The sequence below is a fragment of the Acinetobacter sp. AG1 genome, from assembly GCF_001005525.1.
Lineage (GTDB): Bacteria > Pseudomonadota > Gammaproteobacteria > Pseudomonadales > Moraxellaceae > Acinetobacter > Acinetobacter modestus.
This window is the reverse complement of record NZ_LBMZ01000113.1, coordinates 45,977-66,177: the sequence shown is the minus strand read 5'-3', so window position 1 is coordinate 66,177 and position 20,201 is coordinate 45,977. Positions and strand designations below refer to the sequence as shown.

General features: G+C 38.3%; 26 protein-coding genes and 2 tRNA genes. 22 read left to right on the top strand and 6 right to left on the bottom strand.

Features of this window, described 5'->3' with window-relative positions; all coding sequences use genetic code 11:
* Positions 1 to 353: 353 nt before the first annotated feature.
* From AAV96_RS10600 to AAV96_RS10580, 5 genes are all read left to right on the top strand, one after another.
* Positions 354 to 806 (top strand): hypothetical protein, encoded by a 453-nt coding sequence (locus tag AAV96_RS10600; RefSeq protein ID WP_004665277.1) that lies wholly within the window; start codon positions 354 to 356, stop codon positions 804 to 806.
* 177 nt (positions 807 to 983) lie between these two features.
* Positions 984 to 1,649 carry an RluA family pseudouridine synthase gene (locus AAV96_RS10595; RefSeq protein ID WP_046739278.1) on the top strand — a complete coding sequence of 222 codons (666 nt, stop codon included), beginning with the start codon at positions 984 to 986 and terminating at the stop codon, positions 1,647 to 1,649.
* 102 nt (positions 1,650 to 1,751) lie between these two features.
* Positions 1,752 to 2,375 (top strand): class I SAM-dependent methyltransferase, encoded by a 624-nt coding sequence (locus AAV96_RS10590; RefSeq protein WP_046739277.1) that lies wholly within the window; start codon positions 1,752 to 1,754, stop codon positions 2,373 to 2,375.
* A gap of 11 nt (positions 2,376 to 2,386) precedes the next feature.
* Positions 2,387 to 2,890: a GNAT family N-acetyltransferase gene (locus AAV96_RS10585; protein WP_081407490.1), complete on the top strand. Its 504-nt coding sequence runs from the start codon at positions 2,387 to 2,389 to the stop codon at positions 2,888 to 2,890.
* Between the two features lie 111 nt (positions 2,891 to 3,001).
* Complete coding sequence (locus AAV96_RS10580) at positions 3,002 to 3,370, top strand: ribonuclease E inhibitor RraB (protein WP_004665271.1); 369 nt, start codon at positions 3,002 to 3,004, stop codon at positions 3,368 to 3,370.
* A 67-nt stretch (positions 3,371 to 3,437) separates the two neighbouring features.
* On the opposite strand, the gene AAV96_RS10575 is transcribed toward AAV96_RS10580, so the two are convergent.
* Entirely contained in the window at positions 3,438 to 3,905 is a 468-nt protein-coding gene (locus AAV96_RS10575) for an Lrp/AsnC ligand binding domain-containing protein (protein WP_005218880.1), read from the bottom strand.
* Positions 3,906 to 4,041: 136 nt separating this feature from the next.
* Here AAV96_RS10575 and AAV96_RS10570 point away from each other — a divergent pair, with 136 nt between their 5' ends.
* The 4 genes from AAV96_RS10570 to AAV96_RS10555 all read left to right on the top strand — a co-directional run bounded on the left by AAV96_RS10570 (position 4,042) and on the right by AAV96_RS10555 (position 8,423).
* Positions 4,042 to 5,298 carry a D-amino acid dehydrogenase gene (locus AAV96_RS10570; RefSeq protein WP_005218879.1) on the top strand — a complete coding sequence of 419 codons (1,257 nt, stop codon included), beginning with the start codon at positions 4,042 to 4,044 and terminating at the stop codon, positions 5,296 to 5,298.
* A gap of 24 nt (positions 5,299 to 5,322) precedes the next feature.
* The gene (alr, locus tag AAV96_RS10565; RefSeq protein ID WP_046739276.1) at positions 5,323 to 6,426 is read left to right on the top strand and encodes an alanine racemase; all 1,104 of its coding nucleotides are present in this window, start codon (positions 5,323 to 5,325) and stop codon (positions 6,424 to 6,426) included.
* A gap of 10 nt (positions 6,427 to 6,436) precedes the next feature.
* Positions 6,437 to 6,796 carry a RidA family protein gene (locus AAV96_RS10560; RefSeq protein ID WP_004665264.1) on the top strand — a complete coding sequence of 120 codons (360 nt, stop codon included), beginning with the start codon at positions 6,437 to 6,439 and terminating at the stop codon, positions 6,794 to 6,796.
* Between the two features lie 190 nt (positions 6,797 to 6,986).
* Entirely contained in the window at positions 6,987 to 8,423 is a 1,437-nt protein-coding gene (locus AAV96_RS10555; protein ID WP_046739275.1) for an amino acid permease, read from the top strand.
* A 135-nt stretch (positions 8,424 to 8,558) separates the two neighbouring features.
* On the opposite strand, the gene AAV96_RS10550 is transcribed toward AAV96_RS10555, so the two are convergent.
* Positions 8,559 to 8,634, bottom strand: a tRNA-Gly gene (locus AAV96_RS10550).
* A 44-nt stretch (positions 8,635 to 8,678) separates the two neighbouring features.
* Positions 8,679 to 8,754, bottom strand: a tRNA-Gly gene (locus tag AAV96_RS10545).
* Between the two features lie 189 nt (positions 8,755 to 8,943).
* Between AAV96_RS10545 and AAV96_RS10540 the strand changes: the two genes are divergently transcribed.
* The 5 genes from AAV96_RS10540 to AAV96_RS10520 all read left to right on the top strand — a co-directional run bounded on the left by AAV96_RS10540 (position 8,944) and on the right by AAV96_RS10520 (position 11,779).
* Complete coding sequence (locus AAV96_RS10540; protein ID WP_004665260.1) at positions 8,944 to 9,252, top strand: BolA family protein; 309 nt, start codon at positions 8,944 to 8,946, stop codon at positions 9,250 to 9,252.
* A gap of 9 nt (positions 9,253 to 9,261) precedes the next feature.
* On the top strand, positions 9,262 to 9,654 hold the full coding sequence (locus AAV96_RS10535) for a SirB2 family protein (protein ID WP_005155351.1): 393 nt from the start codon (positions 9,262 to 9,264) through the stop codon (positions 9,652 to 9,654).
* Between the two features lie 80 nt (positions 9,655 to 9,734).
* Complete coding sequence (locus AAV96_RS10530) at positions 9,735 to 10,577, top strand: ParA family protein (protein WP_004665257.1); 843 nt, start codon at positions 9,735 to 9,737, stop codon at positions 10,575 to 10,577.
* 9 nt (positions 10,578 to 10,586) lie between these two features.
* The gene (locus tag AAV96_RS10525; protein ID WP_046739274.1) at positions 10,587 to 10,979 is read left to right on the top strand and encodes a hypothetical protein; all 393 of its coding nucleotides are present in this window, start codon (positions 10,587 to 10,589) and stop codon (positions 10,977 to 10,979) included.
* Positions 10,980 to 11,188: 209 nt separating this feature from the next.
* Positions 11,189 to 11,779, top strand: a complete 591-nt coding sequence (locus AAV96_RS10520) for a threonine transporter RhtB (RefSeq protein ID WP_046739273.1) — start codon at positions 11,189 to 11,191, stop codon at positions 11,777 to 11,779.
* A 1-nt stretch (position 11,780) separates the two neighbouring features.
* Here AAV96_RS10520 and AAV96_RS10515 read toward each other — a convergent pair whose 3' ends face one another.
* Positions 11,781 to 12,419, bottom strand: a complete 639-nt coding sequence (locus AAV96_RS10515; protein ID WP_004665252.1) for a DedA family protein — start codon at positions 12,417 to 12,419, stop codon at positions 11,781 to 11,783.
* Positions 12,420 to 12,655: 236 nt separating this feature from the next.
* On the opposite strand from AAV96_RS10515, the gene AAV96_RS10510 reads away from it, so the two are divergent.
* Together AAV96_RS10510 and AAV96_RS10505 are read left to right on the top strand one after the other, a co-directional pair.
* On the top strand, positions 12,656 to 13,078 hold the full coding sequence (locus tag AAV96_RS10510) for a DoxX family protein (protein WP_004665250.1): 423 nt from the start codon (positions 12,656 to 12,658) through the stop codon (positions 13,076 to 13,078).
* 146 nt (positions 13,079 to 13,224) lie between these two features.
* Positions 13,225 to 13,593, top strand: coding sequence for a NirD/YgiW/YdeI family stress tolerance protein (locus AAV96_RS10505; RefSeq protein WP_046739272.1), 369 nt, complete (start codon positions 13,225 to 13,227; stop codon positions 13,591 to 13,593).
* Positions 13,594 to 13,639: 46 nt separating this feature from the next.
* On the opposite strand, the gene AAV96_RS10500 is transcribed toward AAV96_RS10505, so the two are convergent.
* Positions 13,640 to 14,866 carry a DUF445 family protein gene (locus AAV96_RS10500; RefSeq protein ID WP_171062483.1) on the bottom strand — a complete coding sequence of 409 codons (1,227 nt, stop codon included), beginning with the start codon at positions 14,864 to 14,866 and terminating at the stop codon, positions 13,640 to 13,642.
* 442 nt (positions 14,867 to 15,308) lie between these two features.
* Between AAV96_RS10500 and guaA the strand changes: the two genes are divergently transcribed.
* Together guaA and AAV96_RS10490 are read left to right on the top strand one after the other, a co-directional pair.
* Positions 15,309 to 16,877 (top strand): glutamine-hydrolyzing GMP synthase, encoded by a 1,569-nt coding sequence (gene guaA, locus AAV96_RS10495; RefSeq protein ID WP_004665243.1) that lies wholly within the window; start codon positions 15,309 to 15,311, stop codon positions 16,875 to 16,877.
* A 331-nt stretch (positions 16,878 to 17,208) separates the two neighbouring features.
* Positions 17,209 to 17,553: a hypothetical protein gene (locus tag AAV96_RS10490; protein WP_005218865.1), complete on the top strand. Its 345-nt coding sequence runs from the start codon at positions 17,209 to 17,211 to the stop codon at positions 17,551 to 17,553.
* A gap of 118 nt (positions 17,554 to 17,671) precedes the next feature.
* Here AAV96_RS10490 and AAV96_RS10485 read toward each other — a convergent pair whose 3' ends face one another.
* Positions 17,672 to 18,139: an HAD domain-containing protein gene (locus tag AAV96_RS10485; RefSeq protein WP_046739271.1), complete on the bottom strand. Its 468-nt coding sequence runs from the start codon at positions 18,137 to 18,139 to the stop codon at positions 17,672 to 17,674.
* 453 nt (positions 18,140 to 18,592) lie between these two features.
* Between AAV96_RS10485 and AAV96_RS10480 the strand changes: the two genes are divergently transcribed.
* The 4 genes from AAV96_RS10480 to AAV96_RS10465 are packed head-to-tail and all read left to right on the top strand — an operon-like array spanning position 18,593 to position 20,134.
* Positions 18,593 to 19,120, top strand: coding sequence for a PadR family transcriptional regulator (locus tag AAV96_RS10480; RefSeq protein ID WP_005218862.1), 528 nt, complete (start codon positions 18,593 to 18,595; stop codon positions 19,118 to 19,120).
* 14 nt (positions 19,121 to 19,134) lie between these two features.
* A complete protein-coding gene (locus AAV96_RS10475; protein WP_046739270.1) occupies positions 19,135 to 19,524 on the top strand; it encodes a Fur family transcriptional regulator in 390 nt (129 codons plus the stop codon).
* A gap of 23 nt (positions 19,525 to 19,547) precedes the next feature.
* Complete coding sequence (locus AAV96_RS10470) at positions 19,548 to 19,853, top strand: DUF3861 domain-containing protein (protein ID WP_046739269.1); 306 nt, start codon at positions 19,548 to 19,550, stop codon at positions 19,851 to 19,853.
* A gap of 2 nt (positions 19,854 to 19,855) precedes the next feature.
* On the top strand, positions 19,856 to 20,134 hold the full coding sequence (locus AAV96_RS10465; protein ID WP_046739300.1) for a DUF2798 domain-containing protein: 279 nt from the start codon (positions 19,856 to 19,858) through the stop codon (positions 20,132 to 20,134).
* Positions 20,135 to 20,201 lie beyond the last annotated feature (67 nt).

Here is a 20,201-nt window from a genome sequence, read left to right as displayed (position 1 = left end):
AAGAGTAGCATGCACCGATGCTTATAAAGCAAGTGTGTACAAACCCAAAAGGTCTCGATTCGGCTTAGGACGCTATAGATCAAAAGTCTATAGGCAAAGGTTATGGCTTACAAAGTCATAGGTGTTGAAGTAAACAACATGTTTTCCCTTGATACCCTAAAAAATTTAATATAAACAGAATATGACCAATCAGATAAAAATAATAAAACCCCGATCAATGAATTTAAATATAAGTGTGAAATAGGTCTTAGAATATTTATTTTTTGAATATAAACTCATGTTTTTATAATAAAAAACAAAATGATATAATTGAAACTAGAAAATTGATCATATTGGAAGAGGTCATAAAAATAATGAAAGAATTCGATCTTAAAATACGTTATCCGCATCAAACCAATCGAAATGAAGCTGATCATTTGGGTGCTTTTGATTTAGAAACGATCGTTGCTCGTTTCGATGAGATGGGATGGCGTCAGCAATTGGTTCGTCAGTTACAGCTAGATGGTGCAAGTACCAGCTTTATTGTACGAGATGATTACACTGAACAAACCTTACGCATCACAATAGATGCCTTTTCACAAACACAGCAGCTTGAATTTAAATTAGAAAGCGATATTCCGGTGTTTATTCCTAAAAAAGATTTATTCGGATTGGTGACACGTAAGAGCAAAGACACGATTTCTTTTAATCATCTAACGTTGAGTCGTGCGAAAGAATATTTGATTACTTTTTTAAATCGAGACATTGCAACTTTAGAGCAGCTGTATAAAGACAGTTTAAATAAAGCGATAAAAACAGCATCATAAAAATATACGAGTTAATGTCGCAACAATAATAATCAAAACAGGCAACGGCATTAACTCTAGACATCTTCAATAACATTTCAATAAAACGAGTTCTCTGTTCAGGATTTCATCTCAAAATTCGTTTTTGGCTGAGAACTCGCTATAATTGCCCCGCTTTATTTAGAACTTTTACTGCTCATGCCCCTAAATGACAACTTTATTTATCTACCGCCGCAAGATCCACTTGAGATGATCTATGAGGATGAAGATTTAGTGGTGATTAATAAGCCAGCAGGACTATTGTCGGTCATGGGGCGTTTGCCTGAACATCAAGATAGTGCGTATTTGCGCGTTTTAGCACAATATCCTTCTGCTAAAGTTACACATCGTTTAGATATGGCAACATCAGGATTGTTGATGTTCGCGAAGCATAGAGATGCTGAAGTTGCGATTAGCAAAATGTTCCAAGCACGAACGGTTAAAAAATATTATGTGGCGCTTGTACAAGGACAGATTGAGCAAGACGGCAGTGTGGAAGTGCCCTTGATTACAGATTGGGAAAATCGTCCTCGTCAGATGGTGCATTTTGAATTGGGAAAGCCTGCCAAAACGCTATTCCAATCTATTGAGTATGATGTGACAACAGATCAAAGTAGAGTGCGTTTAGAACCAGTGACAGGACGCTCACATCAGCTTCGTGTACATATGATGCATATTGGACATCCCATTATGGGCGATAAACTTTATCATCCTGAACCTGCCAAATTCCATTTTAAACGTATGGCATTGCATGCCACCTATCTTGCTTTTCAACATCCGTTAAAACAATCTACAATCGAGCTTGAGTCGGTAGTTCCTTTTTAAAGTATGCTTACACGCGCATTTTCAAAGAAAAGTATAGTATGGCTAGCCAAGTTTGAAGATTTATAATAGATTATAAAATCATATAATGTTTTGAGCCTTTGAATGAATCAAGAATTAGTAAGACATTGGCAAAATATTTACACCGCTAAACAACCCACTGAACTGAGTTGGTTTCAGGCTCAAGCAGAAACCTCATTGCAATTAATTGAATCTGCACGTCTAACTGCCGATGCACAGATTATTGATGTGGGTGGTGGGGCTTCTGTGTTGGTTGATCATTTACTGATGCAAGGATTTGAACACATCACCGTTTTAGATTTGGCTGAGGCTGCTCTCCAGCGCAGTCAGCAACGTCTAGGCGTAAATGCAGATCAAGTAAATTGGCTTGTAGCAAATGTATTAGATGTTAACTTTAGCGCAGCGCAGTTTGACTTATGGCATGATCGTGCAGTTTTCCATTTCTTAATTACGGAGCAGGAGAGACAGCAATATTTAGCACAGGTGTTACATGCGTTGAAATCAGGTGCCTATTTAGCAATCTCCACTTTTGCAGAAGACGGCGCATTAAAATGTAGTGGCTTAGATGTGCAGCGCTATAGTCCGCAGCAGCTCATTGATTTTTTTGGATCAATTGAATTTGACGTGATTCATCAAGGCAAAGCACTTCATATGACCCCAGTAGGAAATCAGCAAAAATTTAGTTATGTGCTTTTGCGAAAAAAATAAGGAGTCGTATTTTGACGATCTTTTCGAGCATAGACATATTGCAATGGTCTGAGCTATCAGATTTAAACCAAAAACAATTAAAAGAATTATTACTTAGCGCTGACCCAGATTGGCAACAGGTTCTTAGCTATCTGCCAGATGTCAGCTTATTTATCATGTTCAATCAGCAGCAGGATGTGATTGCAGAACTTTGTTTATTGCAGTGCAATCACGATGAGTTTGAAATTAAAAATTTAAGTGTAAGGCGAGATCATCAAGGTTTGGGTTTAGCCAAATTATTAATCAGTCATGCAATTGAATATGTGAAAGCATCTTTAGGGAGCAAGGTCTGGGTTAAAACTGGAAATTCTAGTCTTAATCAACTGGCGCTTTATCAAAAATGTGGTTTTCGTATGTCGCATATTCAACGAGATGTATTTAAATCCTATCCTGAACCGATTTATGAGCAAGGTATTCGCTGTATTGATCAGGTAGTGCTGTCAATTCAATTGGATGAGATGGATGCGAGTAGTTAAAAATTTCTATCCTTTTTTGATGATAATATAATTGTTGCGTCTAAAAACTGACATAAAAATAGGTTAATCTATAGCCAATAATGAAATCAAAACATAACAAAGGATATTGATATGACACGCGACTATGAACAATTTCCAGACAATGATAATGGTAATGTCTTGTGGCAGATGGTTGAAGATGGCAATGATCTCACTGAGCCACATGAAGTTGAATTTTCGATTGTGTTTGAAAAACAAGAGCAAGTTGAAAAATGTGCACTCCATCTGTTGCACCAAGAACAAAAGATCTCACTTTATCAAGAAGAGTTACACTCAGATGGCTCAGATATGTGGGTGTTGAATATTCATATTAATATGATGCTTGAATATGATGATATTGCTGATTTAGAAGAGTGGATGACACGTATTGCACAAGAGTTTGATGGTGAATATGACGGTTGGGGTTGTATGAGCTATATCTACGATGATGAAGACGAGTAATCATATATATTCAGCCTGCATCTGCAGGCTGAAACATTTTTAATCGTTGGTAGGACGCAATTTAATCTTATTTACTCACATCCAAATAAAGACTTTCTTTGACTTCTTCCATCACGACATAGCTATGTGAAGATGCCGAAGCAGGCAGCTTTTTAAGTAAATCACCTAATAAACGTCGATAGGCACTCATTTCTTTTAGTCTTGCTTTAACTAAATAATCAAACTCTCCTGAGATCAAATGACATTCCAAAACTTCGGGAATATCAACAAGGTCACGTGCAACTTGATCAAAAACATCACCAGATTTGGCTGAAAGTTTAATTTCTAAAAATACCAAAAGACTGCGGTCAACATGGGCAGGATTGAGCCGTGCGTAATAGCCCATGATGATCCCTTCACGCTCTAAGCGTTTAACACGTTCTGAACACGGGGTGGTGGACAAATTGACACGTAAAGCCAGCTCACTAATCGCAATCCGACCTTCACGTTGCAGAATATCTAAAATCAGGCGATCAATACGGTCTAATTTACGCATAGATTATTCCCTTTTATTTTAATTTTTTCACGACGAAAACATGAAATTACCTAGATTATAAGCCTAAAAATAGTGAAAAAAACTATTGATGCAAAAATATACTAGTTAAATAAACTAGTGTGCGTGAGGGATTGTTATGCGCGTCATCGTCTTAGGAAGTGGTGTTATTGGTGTAGCAAGTGCTTATTACCTTGCACAGCAAGGTGCTCAAGTGACTGTGCTTGATCGTCAATCGGGTCCTGCCAAGGAAACCAGCTTTGGTAATGCAGGGCAAATTTCCCCGGGATATTCGACACCGTGGGCAGCGCCAGGAATTCCTTTTAAAGCAGTTAAATGGATGTTTCAACATCATGCACCACTAGCCATTAATATTGACGGCAGTATGTGGCAGTTACAGTGGATGGCTCAAATGCTGAAAAACTGTAATCCACAAAGCTATGCAGTGAACAAAGAGCGCATGATGCGTGTTGCGGAATATAGCCGTGACTGTCTGCGTGATCTAAGAACAAAAACTGGCATTAATTACGAAAATCGTTCTAGAGGCACGTTGCAAGTATTCCGTAATGACGCTCAGCTAGAGGCGGTGCAACGTGATATTCAAGTGCTCAAAGAATGTGGTGTGGATTTCGATTTACTTAATGCACAAGAGTTAGCACGCGTAGAGCCTGCTTTAGCGCATACCGATAAGTTAGTGGGTGGTTTACATTTGCCAAATGATGAGACAGGTGATTGTTATTTATTCACCAATGCCTTGGCAAAACTGGCACAAGATTTGGGTGTGGAGTTTAAGTTTGATCAGAATGTTGAAAACTTAATTGTTGAAGGTGATGAAATCAAAGGCGTCATGGTCAATGGAGCAGTTTTAACAGCCGACCGTTTTGTTCTTGCTTTTGGTAGTTATTCTCGTGACTTCCTCAAACCATTGGCGCTAAATTTGCCTGTATATCCAGTGAAGGGCTATTCATTAACAATTCCAATTGTTGATCCTGCACTTGCACCACAATCCACTGTTTTAGATGAAACTTACAAAGTTGCGATTACACGTTTTGATCAACGTATTCGTGTTGGTGGTATGGCGGAATTGAGTGGTTTTAATTTGGGCTTGAATGAAGACCGTCGTGCCACTTTAGAAATGGTGACTCAAGATTTATTCCCTGGTGGTGATTTACAGCAAGCTTCGTTCTGGACGGGCTTACGTCCAATGACACCTGATAGTACCCCGATTATCGGTGCGACCCAGTATAAGAATTTATTCTTGAATACGGGACATGGCACTTTAGGTTGGACGATGGCATGTGGTTCAGGGAAATTAATTAGTGATCTTGTGATGAATCATCGCCCAGATATTAGTACGGATGGTTTGTCCATTCAGCGCTATTCACACGCAGCATAATTACAGCGTACAAGGAAGTTTATTATGCCTCGCCCAATTACTGCGGTCATCCATACTCAGGCTTTGCGTCAAAACCTTGAGGTCTTGAGAGCAAGTGTTCCAGATAGCAAGGTGTTTGCTGTAGTCAAAGCCAATGCTTACGGACATGGTATTGAACGTGTTTATGAATCATTTAAAACAGCAGACGGTTTTGCTTTACTGGATATTGAAGAAGCAAAACGACTACGAGCACTCGGTTGGGCAGGACCTATTCTACTGCTCGAAGGGATTTTCGCTCCTCAAGATTTATTTGATTGTGTCCAGTATCAACTCAGTTTTACTATTCATAATGAGCAACAAGTTGAGTGGGTGCAGCAGCACATTTACCCTGCACAGTTTGATATTTTCTTAAAAATGAACAGTGGTATGAACCGCTTAGGTTTCAAGCCACAACAATACCGCAAAGTCTGGCAGCATCTGCAACGCCTTAATCATGTTGCTAAAATCACGCATATGACGCATTTCTCTGATGCAGATGGGGAGCGTTTTGATCAAGCTGGCGTGGACTATCAACTCACAGAATTTGAAAGCACAATTCAAGATTTACCTGGGGAAAGATCGGTGAGCAATAGTGCCGCCATCCTCAGATATTCATCTCAACTACACTCCGATTATGTCCGTGGTGGCATCATGCTGTATGGAAGCTCTCCCGACTATCCTCAGCATAATATCCAAGATTGGGGGCTTGCCCCGACCATGAGTTTGCGCAGTGAACTGATTGCAATCCAACAGTTAAATGCCAATGAAAGTGTGGGCTATGGCTCGAATTTTGTCGCTGCGCATGCGATGACCATTGGCATTGTGGCGTGTGGCTATGCAGATGGTTATCAGCGTATTTCTCCTACAGGCACCCCTGTTTTAGTCAATGGAATTCGTACTCGAACTATTGGACGAGTCAGTATGGATATGTTGGCAGTTTATTTAACGCCAGTACCGAATGCTGAGATTGGCAGTGAAGTTGTACTTTGGGGAACCTCCAAAACAGGACAAATTCTATCCATTGATGATGTTGCAGCAGCCTCAGGCACAGTTGGCTATGAACTCATGTGTGGTGTAACTGCACGAGTTCCATTTATCACTCAAGACTAAGGAAGTCATCATGTCACATTCAGATATCCAGAAAATCAATAGCACCGAGGTGATGAGTGCTGTCACCGTCTTTAATCAAGTGGTGTATTTATCAGGACAAGTCCCTAAAAATCCAGATTTAGATATTGAGGGGCAAACGAGAGATATTCTTGCAACGATTGAACAGTTACTTGCTTTAGCAAATAGTGATAAATCGCGTTTACTTTCGGTTCAACTTTTTCTCAAAGACCTTGCTGATTTTCCAAAGGTTAATGCGATTTATGTGGATTGGTTAAAAGACAGTGTTGCACCATCGCGTGCCACCATTCAAGCCGATTTGGTCAATCCAAAATGGCTGATTGAAATTGCAGTTATTGCAGCACAAAAATAAAGCGATCAGCTTTATTTTTGTTTAAACATGTTTAAAAACGAGAAAATTCACGTATTTGTAATCGCCAAAATGGATTCAGATACGTGTTTTCGAGTAATCAAAATAGATCCGTTATTTAAAAAGACAGCTGGCTAAGCTCATAAATTATCGGCGGATTTATTTTAGGAAATAGTAAAAAGGAACTTTTATTATGACGGTGATTCAAAATCAGTCAGAGGACGAACAAGCGCCTCAAGACTTACAACGGAAACTTTCCAATCGCCATTTGCAATTGATTGCGATCGGCGGTGCGATTGGTACAGGACTCTTTATGGGTTCAGGTAAAACGATCTCCCTTGCAGGCCCATCTATTCTGTTCATTTATATGATTATTGGTGGGATGTTCTTTTTTCTGATGCGTGCATTAGGAGAGTTATTACTTGCAAACTTACAGTACAAATCTTTTGTGGATATGGCACATGATTTGATTGGTCCATGGGCTGGTTATTATTTGGGTTGGACTTATTGGCTAGGTTGGGTTTTGGTCGGTATCGCTGACTTAGCGGCTGTGATTAATTATCTTGGCTTTTGGTTGCCTGACGGCACAACCTTTACGCCAATTGGCCAAGCGATGATTAGTGCGGGCTGTGTCTTATTTGTCTTAGCATTGAATTTGCTTACAGTCAAATTGTTTGGTGAAGTTGAATTTTGGTTTGCTTTAATCAAAATTTTGGCAATTATGGGATTAATCGCCGTTGGCGGTTATATGATTTTCAGCCATTTTGTTGCGCCACATGGCACCGTTGCTTCATTTAGTAATATTTGGTCGCACGGTGGTATGTTCCCCAAAGGTTTAGATGGCTTCTTAGCAGGATTCCAAATCGCAGTTTTTGCTTTTGTTGGTGTGGAGTTAATCGGAACAACAGCCGCTGAAACCAAAGATCCTCACAAGAACTTACCCAAGGCGATTAATGCGATTCCGATTCGTATTATTTTGTTCTATGTTTTGGCTTTACTCGTGGTAATGTCTGTGACACCTTGGGATCATATTCGTGCGGATAAAAGTCCTTTTGTTGAATTATTCTTAAATGCAGGGATTGTGACTTCTGCGATTATCATGAATCTTGTGGTGTTATCTTCGGTGATGTCATCCATGAATAGTGGTGTGTTCTCAACAAGTCGGATGTTATTTGGTTTATCGAAAGATGGTCAGGCGCCTAATGCTTTTGGTCGGTTATCAAAGAGTGCTGTTCCAGCCAATGGTTTAATCTTCTCTTGTGTATTCATCATGGGAGGCGCGGTACTACAATACTTTGTGCCAAACACGATTGAAGCATTTACCTTAGCAAGCTCTTTATGCGTGATTCTATTTATCAGCGTCTGGAGTCTGATTATGGTGTGTTATATCCGCTACCGTAAGTTACGTCCTGAATTACATGCCCAATCAACATTCAAAATGCCGGGTGGGGTGTTCATGTCTTATGTCGTGATCGCGTTCTTGATGTTTACTTTAGTGATTTTGGCGCTTGAACCCGATACCTTGAAAGCCTTATACATTAGTCCGTTATGGATTTTAATTTTAAGCGTGACTTATCGTGTGCTATATAAACCGAGAATGCGCCGATTAGATGAAAAGTCAGTCGCTTAGTGAGATAGATTGACCGAACTAAAACACGGGTGTCTCTATCTCAATGAGGCACCTTTTTTATTGGCGAGAGATGATGTATTAAAGAAATCTTAGCAAGAAAAAAGCCCTAATCTTTCGACTAGGGCCTTTTAAATTTGGAGCGGGAAACGAGACTCGAACTCGCGACCCCAACCTTGGCAAGGTTATGCTCTACCAACTGAGCTATTCCCGCATATTGAGCAGTTTTTACTAAAACTTACACTTAAAAAACCAAACTGGAGCGGGAAACGAGACTCGAACTCGCGACCCCAACCTTGGCAAGGTTATGCTCTACCAACTGAGCTATTCCCGCGTGCCGCTTATAATACATTAAGCAAAACAAGGGTCAACAACTTTATGCAAATAAATTAATTAATTGCATAAAATTAAAGCATTTCTGCGATTAAAAAAGTTAAAAGGCAAAATTTTGTACAAAATTTTCTCTTCATCTAGGGTCATGTATACTAAGGCACTATCACAATCTGACTTTATAGAGTGGCTGATGAAATTAGAGCAACAGTTGATTGAGCGTTTGCAAACCTTAACACCGACCCATTTGGAGGTACTGAATGAATCGGCTGGACATGGAGGCTATTTCCCAGGAAAAGAATCGCATTTTAAAGTGATTGTGGTGAGTGAGGAGTTTCAGGGTTTACGCTTAGTACAGCGTCATCAAAAAATCTATGCTGTGGCTGCTGAACTGATGAGTCCTGGTAAAATTCATGCTTTAGCAATTCATGCTTACGTTCCTAGTGAATGGCAAGGTCAAGCGCCAGCCAGTCCTGAATGTGCACACGCACCTAAAAGTTAAGGATTGATCATGGACGCACATTTACTCACCAAAATTATTCATATGTCCGCTGTGAGTTTGCTGATTATTGCTTTTGTTTTTCGTGCAGCAACTTTATTTGTTGGTGTTCAGGATCAGCAGCCAAATCCAAAGGGATTTAAAGCACTCGTTGGCTTACAACATTTATCACTGACGCTGATTATTGTGACAGGTGCTATTTTAGTGGTGATGAAAAACTTTGAGGTTGCGCCTTGGTTTTATGCCAAAGTGATTCTCTTTTTTGTACTTTGGTCATCTTTAATCAAAATTTATAAAAAAGATAACAGCGTGTTGTTACAACAGCGCCGTGCAGGTTTGTTGGTCGGTACAGTGGCATTGGTTGGTATTATTGGCTTAGTCATCATTAAACCTGTTTTTGCGTAATTGTTTGACATTGTTTTAGTAATTGTTTTTGCACTAGGTTAAACTGCGTGCAGTTTACAAAAATCTTGTAGAGGGAAATCATGTTAACTCGTGTGGTATTTAACCAAAAAGGTGGTGTAGGGAAATCAAGTATTACAGTCAACTTAGCTGCAATTAGTGCTAAGCAAGGTTTAAGAACTTTGGTGATTGATCTTGATCCACAAGCAAATTCAAGCCAGTACCTTTTAGGTGAAGATGCAACATATTCTGCTGACAAAGCAGCATTAGAGCCAAACATTGAAAATTTCTTTGAAGATATTTTGGGAAGCACGCAGCAAAAGGGCCTGATTGGTAACGCAATTGGTTCAATTTTGAAAGCACCACGTGGTAAGGGTTTAGAAAGTTACGTTCATCGTTCATCTTTTGAAAACTTAGATGTGATTCCTGCAAGTCCAAGTCTTGGTGCTTTGGAGCATGCATTAGAAAGTAAGCATAAAATTTATAAGTTACGCGACTCGATTCAGTCCCTGAGTGCGCGTTATGACCGTATTTTTATTGATACTCCTCCAGCTTTTAACTTTTTTACGTTATCAGCATTAATTTCAGCAGACCGAGTATTAATTCCTTTCGATTGTGATGTCTTCTCGAAACGCGCGTTACAAACTTTGATTGAAAATGTACTCGAAACCCAAGATGATCATAATGATCGCTTGGAGATTGAAGGAATCGTCGTAAATCAATTCCAGTCTCAAGCAAAGTTACCGCGTGAAGTGGTTCAGCAATTAAAAGATGAAGGTTTGCCTGTTTTAGAAAGCATGTTACCGCCATCCGTGTTGATGAAAGAATCACATCAAAAGAATTTACCCTTGATTCACTTGGCATCAGAACATAAGTTGACCTTAGCTTACGTCACTTTATTTGGTGAGATTGAATCAAAAAAATAAGAGAATCTTATGAAACGCTTATATTGGATGCCTGTGTTAGCACTCAGTATGTTATTAGGTGCTTGCGCATCAACGGTTAAGCCGTCTTATGTTTCACCAACTCAGTATCAAGCTTTAAACTGCCAACAGTTGCAAGCTGAATATAATCGTATTCAACAGTACATCGATAATGGTGTGCAGACACCTAAGCGTACTGGGGTTGGTGTCGGTGTTGGACTTGGTGGTGGTTGGGCAAGAGGCGGTGGTTGGGGAGTTTCGCCAACAATCTCATTAAATATGGGGCAGTCGATGAATACCAAGAACACCGAGCTTGCTAACTTATTAGGTCAGCAGGATGCAATTGTGCAAGCTGCACAGTTCAAAGGTTGTGCAATTGTGGTCAAGCCACGTTCAAAATCATAAGTTGAAATTCATTTATCACTGTAATTTATTACAGTGATAAATAACTAAATTTTAGCAAGATGTTTCAAGATAAAAATATATAAAACAATATCTTAGTAATATTTATATTCATTTCTCTAATTTTTATAGCCTAATTTTCTCCCCTAAATTTGTTTTTTTGCTTCAAATTCGTTTAAGGTGGCGAGCATATTTTGTCATCTGGTCTGTTTATGATTGAGAGTTGGTTTTTTGTTTTGGCGATGTTGGCGGTGTTATTAATACCCGGTCCAACCAATGCATTGCTCGCCAGTGCAACTCATCAACAAGGGGCTTTTAAGACGATAATCTTCATTCCAATTGAATGGTTGGGATATGTATATGGCATAAGTTTGTGGGCATTATTTATTCATCTCTTTGAGCCGATTTGGCCAGCTTTAGATGTGATTTTACATACGGTGAGTTTAGCATTAGTACTTTGGATGGCATTTCATCTTTGGAAAAGTGCGCATTTGCAAAAATATGATCAACGCCATCAGAAGATACGTAAGACAAAATTATTTAGCGCCACCTTAAAAAACCCAAAAACAGTGCTTTTAGCGGCAGGTATTTTTCCTGTTGAAACGTGGAATTCGATTGAAAATGCAGTGCTAGTTTTTGCGATTTTTAGTGTGATTTTAATCCCTGTAAGTGTTTTTTGGATGTACTTTGGACGAGCACTTCTGGTTGGGAGTTTTAATGGAATTACAGCCGACCATTTATATAAAGGGTCGGCAATGTTATTACTGATTTGTATGTTGCCAATGATTTTTCGATTATTTTAATTTATTGAGCTTTACGCTCATTTAGTTTTTGCCGAACAAAACCAATAACGCCCGGCAAGATACTGATGATAATAATGCCAAAAATTAAATAGGTGAAGTTATCTTTAACGATTGGCATATTACCAAAGATATAACCTAACGTAATAAATGATGCGATCCAACAAAAAGCACCAATTACGTTATAGGTGAGGAAAAATTTATAATTCATACTGCCTGCACCTGCGACAAATGGTGCAAAGGTACGTGCAAACGGAACAAAGCGGGCAAAAATAATAGTTTTACCGCCATGACGTTGGAAGAACTGCTGTGTTTTAAGTAAATGTTGTTGATTGATAAATCGTGAATTCATTTCGAATACACGCGGGCCGATATAACGCCCAATATGGTAATTTACGGTATCACCTAATACTGCGGCAATAAATAATAAAATACCGAGCACCCACGGATCCATCGCACCAGTTGATGCTGCTAGTGCACCCGCAGCAAATAATAAGCTATCTCCGGGTAAAAAAGGCATCACTACGAGGCCTGTTTCAACGAAGATAATTAAAAATAAAATGGCATAAATCCATACGCCATAATTGGTAATAAATTCTAAAAGGTGTTCATCAACGTGCAGAATAAAATCAATAAGTTCCATGAAGCTGTTAACAGTATGAATTTGAGCTAGATCCTAGCAGTGCAACTATAGAATGTCAGTATAAAAACCAATTTAATTGGTAACATTCATTGAGTAGCGACATGATTAATTTTGATCTGGAATAATGATGTTTGTTGCAAATATAGAACGATGCATTAACTAATATAATATTTATTGCAAAATAAAACACACATAAACTGTTTCTATATTAAAAAACAATCAGTGTGGAATCAATTATGTTTAATCCAAATGTTATCGTAAAAAATATCGTAACGCAGTCAGGTGTGGAAAATATCGTTACCCTTGTTGCTCGGATCCTAATGGCCTATATTTTTATCATTGCAGGATGGGGCAAGCTCAGTGCTTATGGCGCTACAGCGGGTTATATGGAATCGATGGGTGTGCCTGCCGCATTGTTACCAGTAACTATCTTGGTTGAGTTTGGTGGTGGACTTGCGCTGTTATTTGGTTTTCAAGCCCGTTTAGCTGCATTTGGTTTAGGTATCTTTAGCATCATTACCGCATTCATTTTCCATGGCGCAGATGATCAAATGCAACAAATCAACTTTATGAAAAACTTAGCTATGTCTGGTGGTTTATTTTATTTAATGTTGCATGGTGCTGGTCGTTTGAGCTTAGATCATGTGATTGAGAAATAATGAGCCATTTAAAACAATCCCCATGTCAATGAGTGGGGATCGGTTTTTATACACATAAAGTTAATGCTTAATTACAAACAGAATCTGAAACAAGGGCTTATCTCTGTTTAGATAATAATAAAGAGAAGAGCTGGAGGAAGTATTCAATGAAACAAATCTTGATGCCTTGTGGAATAGCGATTTTAATTGGCTTATCAACATCAACTTGGGCAGGTAAAGATGATCATGTGCTTGTGCAAGAAGCAGCAAAAAATGTGGTAACGGTGAATCAGATTGCTCAACTGGCTGATGAAACGGGTGTTACTTTAACAGGCCAAATTACGAAACATTTGCGAAGTGATCATTACGAATTTAAAGATCAGAGTGGCACGATTGGCATTGAAGTTGATGATGATATTTGGCGTAAAGCAGGCTTGAAAGTGGGTGATCATGTTCGGCTAATGGGAGAGGTGGATACCCACCGCTATAAACCCACTGACATTGAAGTGATTAAAATAGAAAAGCACTCACATTAAGAAGCATAAAAAAAGGAAGCCTTAGCTTCCTTTTTTAATGATATTTTTAAAGCATAAAGTGGATCTGCATTTCCCCTACAAGGAAACCTAATACAGCACCAACAATAATTAATGACCATTCATCTTCTTTAAATGCAGGGCGGAGCATACCTTCAAATTCTTCAGGGCTTAACTGCTGCATTCTTTCGACCAAAGTATTGCGGACATTCATCGCATCTTCAGCATAAGACTCTACATAACGCATTGTTTCAGGGAGCTGTTGTAAAATGCGTTCCGCAACTTCAGCTTTTAAATTCTGATATTTTTCACCACCAATCGCATAAACAACCAATGGACGAACAATACCTGCTTGTAGATCAATTTCTTGTTTCACATGGCGACTGACGAGTTCGATCACTTTATCTGAATTGGTTCCAGAGAAAAGCTCTTCCATCATATTACGGGATGTGAGTAATTGTTTAGAAATGAGCGCTGCATAGTCTGCCGCAACTTCATTTTGACGCTTGATGAACAAACCTTGCCATGTGTAGCCCAAAATCTTCTTTGGGTACAATGGCCTAAACATCATTTGTAAAGCCATCCAGTCACTGAAAAAGCCGACAAAGCCACCAAACATTGGCAGCATCCAAGGATATTTTCCTTGAGTGACCACCCAACACAACATTTGCACTACACCAATGGCGAAACCAAAAATAAAGCCGACATTACTAAAGAATTTAAATTCTTGTTTGCCGACTTTTTTGAAAATTTCGTTGAGAAGACGCTTATCTTTGAGGAGATTGCTAATCACCATGTGTTTGATGTCAAAGTATTTGATCACATCTTTTTGCACTTCGCCCATGATATGTTCAACAATCTCAGGGGCTTTGGCTTGAACTCGCTTAATTAATTTCTTTCGTGCGAACTCAGGCATACCTTCCCATAAACCCGGTTGATATTGTTGTGCAACTTCACGGGTAATGTCTTCGGCAGCAGCCATTAATGGTTTTTCAATTTCTTGAGCAATCCTTTTCGGATCAAGTCTGGCAAAAATTTCTTGGGGCTGAATTAACTTTGAGGTCATCAACTCAACGGCTATGGTCGCCATTTTTTCAGCTTTTCGCGGGACGATGCCTTGCCATCCGATTGGAAGACCAAATAACCTTAGTCCCTTAAATTCAAGTGGTGCAAACATCATTTGAATGGCAATAACTTTCGTTACATAGCCAATAAAGCCACTAATAAATGGGATCGAAATATATAACCAGAAATTCTGTTGAAAATCCGCAATCATTTCTTGAAACATTATTTTATTGGTCCTTCAAGTCCTAATTGTTGCTCGTGATAGGGCAAGCCATAGATGATAGTGAAATATTTTACAATATTGACTGAGCCAATATCTTTTAGGCTTTTAGTTACCTTTTTATTTTCCTCTTTCCAAGGATAGTGCAGTCGCACAAAAAGGAAACGATGATGCCGACAGCATACCTTTCCGTGGTAATGCCTATTTTCGACTCATCATCTTAGCACCAATTTTTGCTTTTTGTTGATCGGAATCAGCAAGAATTGTTGATTTAATTCTCTTTTCCAACACGTGCTTGGGGAATTTTAGTTTAAATATCAGTCGCAATTGATCATACATGCTAAAAAATAAGATAGATGATGAATTGCGATGCGCCAAAGCGTGAAAAATGTTAGAATATGGCGCTTAATTCATTTGCCTTTAATGTTTAGCCATGACGACCAATACTCAAATTACTGAAGATCGTATCCTTATTTTGGATTTCGGCTCTCAATATAGCCAGCTGATTGCACGTCGCGTACGTGAAGCGGGTGTTTATTCTGAAATGTATGCTTTCGATATGTCTGAAGAAGACATTCGTGCGTTTAATCCGAACGGGATTATTTTGTCAGGTGGCCCTGAGAGCGTACATGAAGAAGGTAGTCCACGTGCGCCACAAGTTGTATTTGAACTTGGTGTACCGGTATTGGGTATTTGCTATGGCTTGCAAACCATGTCTGAACAGCTTGGTGGTAAAGTAGAGCCAGGTACAGTTCACGAATTTGGTTATGCCGCTGTTGATGTATTGGTTCGCGATCAATTGTTGGGTGATCTCAATGATGGTGACGACAAGCTTAATGTTTGGATGAGTCATGGCGATAAAGTCAGTGTGATTCCTGAAGGTTTCTCTGTTACTGCAAGCACACCAAGCTGTCCATTTGCCGCGGTAAGTGATGAAGCACGTCGTTTCTATGGTGTTCAATTCCACCCTGAAGTGACCCATACAGCGAAAGGCGCAGAGTTATTATCGAACTTTGTGCATGGGATTTGTGGATGCCGTAATCTCTGGAATTCTGAAAACATCATCGACTTGCGTGTTGAACAATTGCGTGAGCAAATTGGCGATCAAAAAGTTCTGTTAGGTCTTTCTGGTGGTGTGGATTCTTCGGTTGTTGCTGCATTGCTTCATAAAGCAATTGGCGATCAATTAACATGTGTATTTGTAGACAATGGCTTACTTCGTTTAAACGAAGGTGAGCAAGTAATGGACATGTTCGCGAAAAACATGGGTATCCGTGTGATTCGTGCCGATGCTGAACAGCGTTTCTTAACGGCGTTAGCGGGTGAAGTTGATCCTGAGAAGAAACGTAAAATTATTGGTCGTGAATTCATCGAAGTATTTGCTGAAGAAGCTCGTAAACTTGATGGCGTGAACTTCCTGGCTCAAGGTACGATTTACCCAGACGTGATCGAATCTGCTGCAACCAAAAATGGTAAAGCACATGTGATTAAATCACACCATAACGTAGGTGGTTTACCTGATGACTTAGCTTTTGAATTGGTTGAGCCGATTCGCGATTTGTTTAAAGATGAAGTACGTCGTTTAGGTACAACTTTAGGTTTACCACATGAAATGCTTTATCGCCACCCATTCCCAGGCCCAGGTTTAGGCGTGCGTATCTTGGGTGAAGTGAAAAAAGAATATGCGGATATTCTTCGTCTTGCGGATGACATCTTTATGCAAGAGCTTCGTGCAAGTGGTTGGTACGACAAAACTGCGCAAGCATTTGCAGTATTCCAGCCTGTAAAATCAGTGGGTGTTGTCGGTGATGGTCGTCGTTATGCATGGGTGATTGCGCTTCGTGCGGTTGAAACGGTTGACTTTATGACAGCGCGTTTTGCACATCTTCCTTATGATCTTGTAGATAAAATCTCAACGCGTATCATGAATGAAATCAAAGATGTTTCACGTGTTGTTTATGACGTGTCATCTAAGCCACCAGCAACGATTGAGTGGGAGTAAAACTGGGGCTTCATGAAGCAACACTTCATACCAGTTTTATTCTAAGAGCTATGCTCGCGGCAGAGGGATTTCAAGAAGTGAAGCTTCTTGCATGAATTACGCCATGAACGAGTTTTAAAGTGAAGCTTTAAAACGAAGTGCAAGATGCTTGCGGTAGTGAACGTTCTAAAATAGATTAAAAAGGCCGACTTAGAAAAGTCGGCCTTTTTGTTGTTTTATTATAAAATACTTTTAAATATTAGATTTAATTCGTATAAGGAATATGATGTAAAATTGAATTAATCTTTATCATGTATATTTGTTGCTAATATTAATGGACAGGTTTTGAAACATGAGTTTTTTCACAGAATTACAAGTTAGATATACTGATTTTGATAAAATTGATCTTTCATCCCAAAAGAATAAAATTTTAGAGATATTAGCTAATGATGGAATTCATGAAGATGTTTATAGCAGTCTAGTTAATGCTTTTAATAATGGTAAGGAAGAAGGTCTAAATGTTGATCCTATTTATTGTTTAGAGCTAATAGAAAAAATATCAGCACTATTCCCTGAATCAAATTTTGAATGTCGTGGGCTTGGTGAAGAATATTTCTATACATGGATTCTTTGTATTGAAAATGGTCAAGTAATTTTTAAAAACCAACCATGGGAAAGTGAGAATCCTTTCATTTAACATCATAGCCGTAATATGAAATTAAATTTCAAATTATTAGTCAGTACTTTAAGAAAGATACAAAACAGCATTAGCCAATAAAAAAATTGCACTTTAGTCCCGCTTTGGCAATACCATGTTAGCGGTAGTTGAAATTATTTATTTTTTCCAATATTTGATTTTTTATTGATTCGGTGATTCCAAGCATAGCGTCTATTTGTATCCAATGGTTTTTTAAATTATCAGTGAGTTCATTTAAACTTTTATCATCATCAAGAATTAAAAATTCAGCAGTTCTATTATTTGAAAACCATTCTTCAATTTCAACATTTCTCTTCTTAATGTCGATGGCTTTTTTTACGTCATTTATTTTAGATATTTTACCAACATGTATACCTCTTAATTCAAAAATTTGATTCCATTCCATTAAGTTGTAATTAACTCTGTGAGTAGTGGTCAAAATGATTTCAGGATTTATTTTGTCAATAATTTCAATGAGGTTTTTGAGAGATCTTTCATTGAATTTATAGAATTTGTCTTCTAGGAACTCTGGTTTTTTCCAAGAAGAAGTTTCCAAAACTCCATCAATATCAAGAAGTAAAATCATTATGAAAATTACCGCTTTGTTAGTTTACAATTACCATTAACTATAACATGACCCAATTCATTACTTTAAAAGTCGAATAAATTTTTGCCTACATGTCCATATTAAAAATATTATCTAATTTCTTATTTAACATCATGGGCGTTATGCGAAATTAATCTTAAAAAGTTTAATTTTTTAAATTGTTAGCAATTACATCAACATTCTATAAGGCATAGGAAGGATGCATTTGAAACAACTTGATTGTTTTGTAAACATATCTGACAGCTATTACCAGTAAAAAATAGCACTCAATCGCTCTTTTTTATTACTTAACTTTATAAAATTTCTCTATAAAAAATTAATAAATCATTAAATATCAAAATTATAAAATTTAAAGATATATCTTAACTTGCTATAAGATTAATTAAGATATATCTTAATAATCGTAAGTTAATCAGTATGAGAAAAATAAAGATGAGACATCAATCAGATCATCGTGAAAATGAACATGATAAACATCATCGAGAGCATCACCGTTCAGGTCGCCGCGGTCGCTTATTTGAATCAGGGCGAATGAAATTGTTAGTGCTGCATTTGATTCAGCAAAATCCCAAACATGGTTATGAAATTATTAAAGAAATTAGTGATCTTGTTGGTGATGGCTATACACCAAGTGCAGGGACAATTTACCCAACTCTCACCAGTTTAGAAGAAATGAACTGTATTTCTTTGCTCGATGCCGAGCGTAAACAATACCAAGTCACTGAATATGGCGAAACGTATCTGAAAGATCAGCAGGAAATGTTGACAGCTTTATTGGAAAAACTACGCATTAGACGTGAAATCCATAACAACGATCAACTGATAGAGATCCATCGAGCAATGGAAAATCTAAAAACAGCATTACGATTAAAACTCAATATTGCGGATCTACAGCAAGAACAAATTTATCAAATTGCTGAAAAGATTGATCAAGCCGCCATTGCGATTGGACGTTTATAAGTTGGGAGCAAAAGATGTTAGTGCTACAACAGAAAATTAAACAGGCTGGATTGAGAGTAACGCATCCACGTATGGCTGTTTTGTCATTATTGGCGCAGCAGTCGGAAGATCTTACTGTGAAGCAAATTTACCAAAATTTGAATCTGCAAAAACAGCAGCTAAATTTGGCAACCGTCTATCGTGTGGTGAGTGATCTCGTTTTGGCAGGGGTGTTGGTGAGTTATCAATTCCATCGTGCTGAAACGAAATTTAGTCTTCCGCGAGTTTCTAAAAATCAATTACTACAAATTCGCTGTGCCGATTTAACCACAGCAAAACAAGCACGATTTTTACAGTCCTTAGAAGCCGTATTTACCCAATTTCAAATTGATTTGATGCAGATCGAAATCAAAGAAAATCCTTAATTAAAAATTGATTGGAGCAAATGATGAAACAACATCAATACCATGTCACCGTACAACATTTAAAAGATGCGAAAGGGCAAGCGTCAACTTATACCGAACGTTTAGAGTTTTATACTGGAAATCATGATGATATTTTTCAGATCGTTGAACGTTTAAATAGTGCTAAATTTTTTGATGATCAAACTACGAAAGCTTTTGCGGTGGGTTTAAAACTTTTCAGCGAAGTGATGCTAGAAAATAAAGATCATCCACTATTCGGAGAATTCTTGCCGCAGTTCGGTCAATTTATGAAGAATCTAAAGCAACATGTAAAGAAACAGGCTGAATGAGTATGGGGGCAAATGGCATGCAACAAACAAAGAAGATGTCCTTTACTAAATTACCTGCAAGATACGCTGCTTGGATTATGCCATTATTATTATCAGGGCTGATGAGCGCAACATTATCATTGGTGAACTTACTAATGAATGTTGGGTTAATAGATGGATTCGCAACGAAGTTGCTGTCAACATGGCTGTTTTCATGGTTGATTGCCTATCCTGTCGTGCTCATGTTTTTGCCTGTTGTTCGACGCTTAACAAGCTTTATTGTGGAAATGCCACCACAGTGATATATCAGGCTGTTGAATAACAATACAGATTGTCTCATGCATAGCACTCTGCGTATTACCAAAAGAC

Excerpts from the sequence above, each read along its gene's own strand:
- AAV96_RS10600 (WP_004665277.1), top strand. The coding sequence starts at position 354 with ATGAAAGAATTCGATCTTAAAATACGTTATCCGCATCAAACCAATCGA.
- AAV96_RS10595 (WP_046739278.1), top strand. The coding sequence starts at position 984 with ATGCCCCTAAATGACAACTTTATTTATCTACCGCCGCAAGATCCACTT.
- AAV96_RS10590 (WP_046739277.1), top strand. The coding sequence starts at position 1,752 with ATGAATCAAGAATTAGTAAGACATTGGCAAAATATTTACACCGCTAAA.
- AAV96_RS10580 (WP_004665271.1), top strand. The coding sequence starts at position 3,002 with ATGACACGCGACTATGAACAATTTCCAGACAATGATAATGGTAATGTC.
- AAV96_RS10575 (WP_005218880.1), bottom strand. The coding sequence starts at position 3,905 with ATGCGTAAATTAGACCGTATTGATCGCCTGATTTTAGATATTCTGCAA.
- AAV96_RS10570 (WP_005218879.1), top strand. The coding sequence starts at position 4,042 with ATGCGCGTCATCGTCTTAGGAAGTGGTGTTATTGGTGTAGCAAGTGCT.
- alr (WP_046739276.1), top strand. The coding sequence starts at position 5,323 with ATGCCTCGCCCAATTACTGCGGTCATCCATACTCAGGCTTTGCGTCAA.
- AAV96_RS10560 (WP_004665264.1), top strand. The coding sequence starts at position 6,437 with ATGTCACATTCAGATATCCAGAAAATCAATAGCACCGAGGTGATGAGT.
- AAV96_RS10555 (WP_046739275.1), top strand. The coding sequence starts at position 6,987 with ATGACGGTGATTCAAAATCAGTCAGAGGACGAACAAGCGCCTCAAGAC.
- AAV96_RS10540 (WP_004665260.1), top strand. The coding sequence starts at position 8,944 with ATGAAATTAGAGCAACAGTTGATTGAGCGTTTGCAAACCTTAACACCG.
- AAV96_RS10535 (WP_005155351.1), top strand. The coding sequence starts at position 9,262 with ATGGACGCACATTTACTCACCAAAATTATTCATATGTCCGCTGTGAGT.
- AAV96_RS10530 (WP_004665257.1), top strand. The coding sequence starts at position 9,735 with ATGTTAACTCGTGTGGTATTTAACCAAAAAGGTGGTGTAGGGAAATCA.
- AAV96_RS10525 (WP_046739274.1), top strand. The coding sequence starts at position 10,587 with ATGAAACGCTTATATTGGATGCCTGTGTTAGCACTCAGTATGTTATTA.
- AAV96_RS10520 (WP_046739273.1), top strand. The coding sequence starts at position 11,189 with ATGATTGAGAGTTGGTTTTTTGTTTTGGCGATGTTGGCGGTGTTATTA.
- AAV96_RS10515 (WP_004665252.1), bottom strand. The coding sequence starts at position 12,419 with ATGGAACTTATTGATTTTATTCTGCACGTTGATGAACACCTTTTAGAA.
- AAV96_RS10510 (WP_004665250.1), top strand. The coding sequence starts at position 12,656 with ATGTTTAATCCAAATGTTATCGTAAAAAATATCGTAACGCAGTCAGGT.
- AAV96_RS10505 (WP_046739272.1), top strand. The coding sequence starts at position 13,225 with ATGAAACAAATCTTGATGCCTTGTGGAATAGCGATTTTAATTGGCTTA.
- AAV96_RS10500 (WP_171062483.1), bottom strand. The coding sequence starts at position 14,866 with ATGATTGCGGATTTTCAACAGAATTTCTGGTTATATATTTCGATCCCA.
- guaA (WP_004665243.1), top strand. The coding sequence starts at position 15,309 with ATGACGACCAATACTCAAATTACTGAAGATCGTATCCTTATTTTGGAT.
- AAV96_RS10490 (WP_005218865.1), top strand. The coding sequence starts at position 17,209 with ATGAGTTTTTTCACAGAATTACAAGTTAGATATACTGATTTTGATAAA.
- AAV96_RS10485 (WP_046739271.1), bottom strand. The coding sequence starts at position 18,139 with ATGATTTTACTTCTTGATATTGATGGAGTTTTGGAAACTTCTTCTTGG.
- AAV96_RS10480 (WP_005218862.1), top strand. The coding sequence starts at position 18,593 with ATGAGACATCAATCAGATCATCGTGAAAATGAACATGATAAACATCAT.
- AAV96_RS10475 (WP_046739270.1), top strand. The coding sequence starts at position 19,135 with ATGTTAGTGCTACAACAGAAAATTAAACAGGCTGGATTGAGAGTAACG.
- AAV96_RS10470 (WP_046739269.1), top strand. The coding sequence starts at position 19,548 with ATGAAACAACATCAATACCATGTCACCGTACAACATTTAAAAGATGCG.
- AAV96_RS10465 (WP_046739300.1), top strand. The coding sequence starts at position 19,856 with ATGGGGGCAAATGGCATGCAACAAACAAAGAAGATGTCCTTTACTAAA.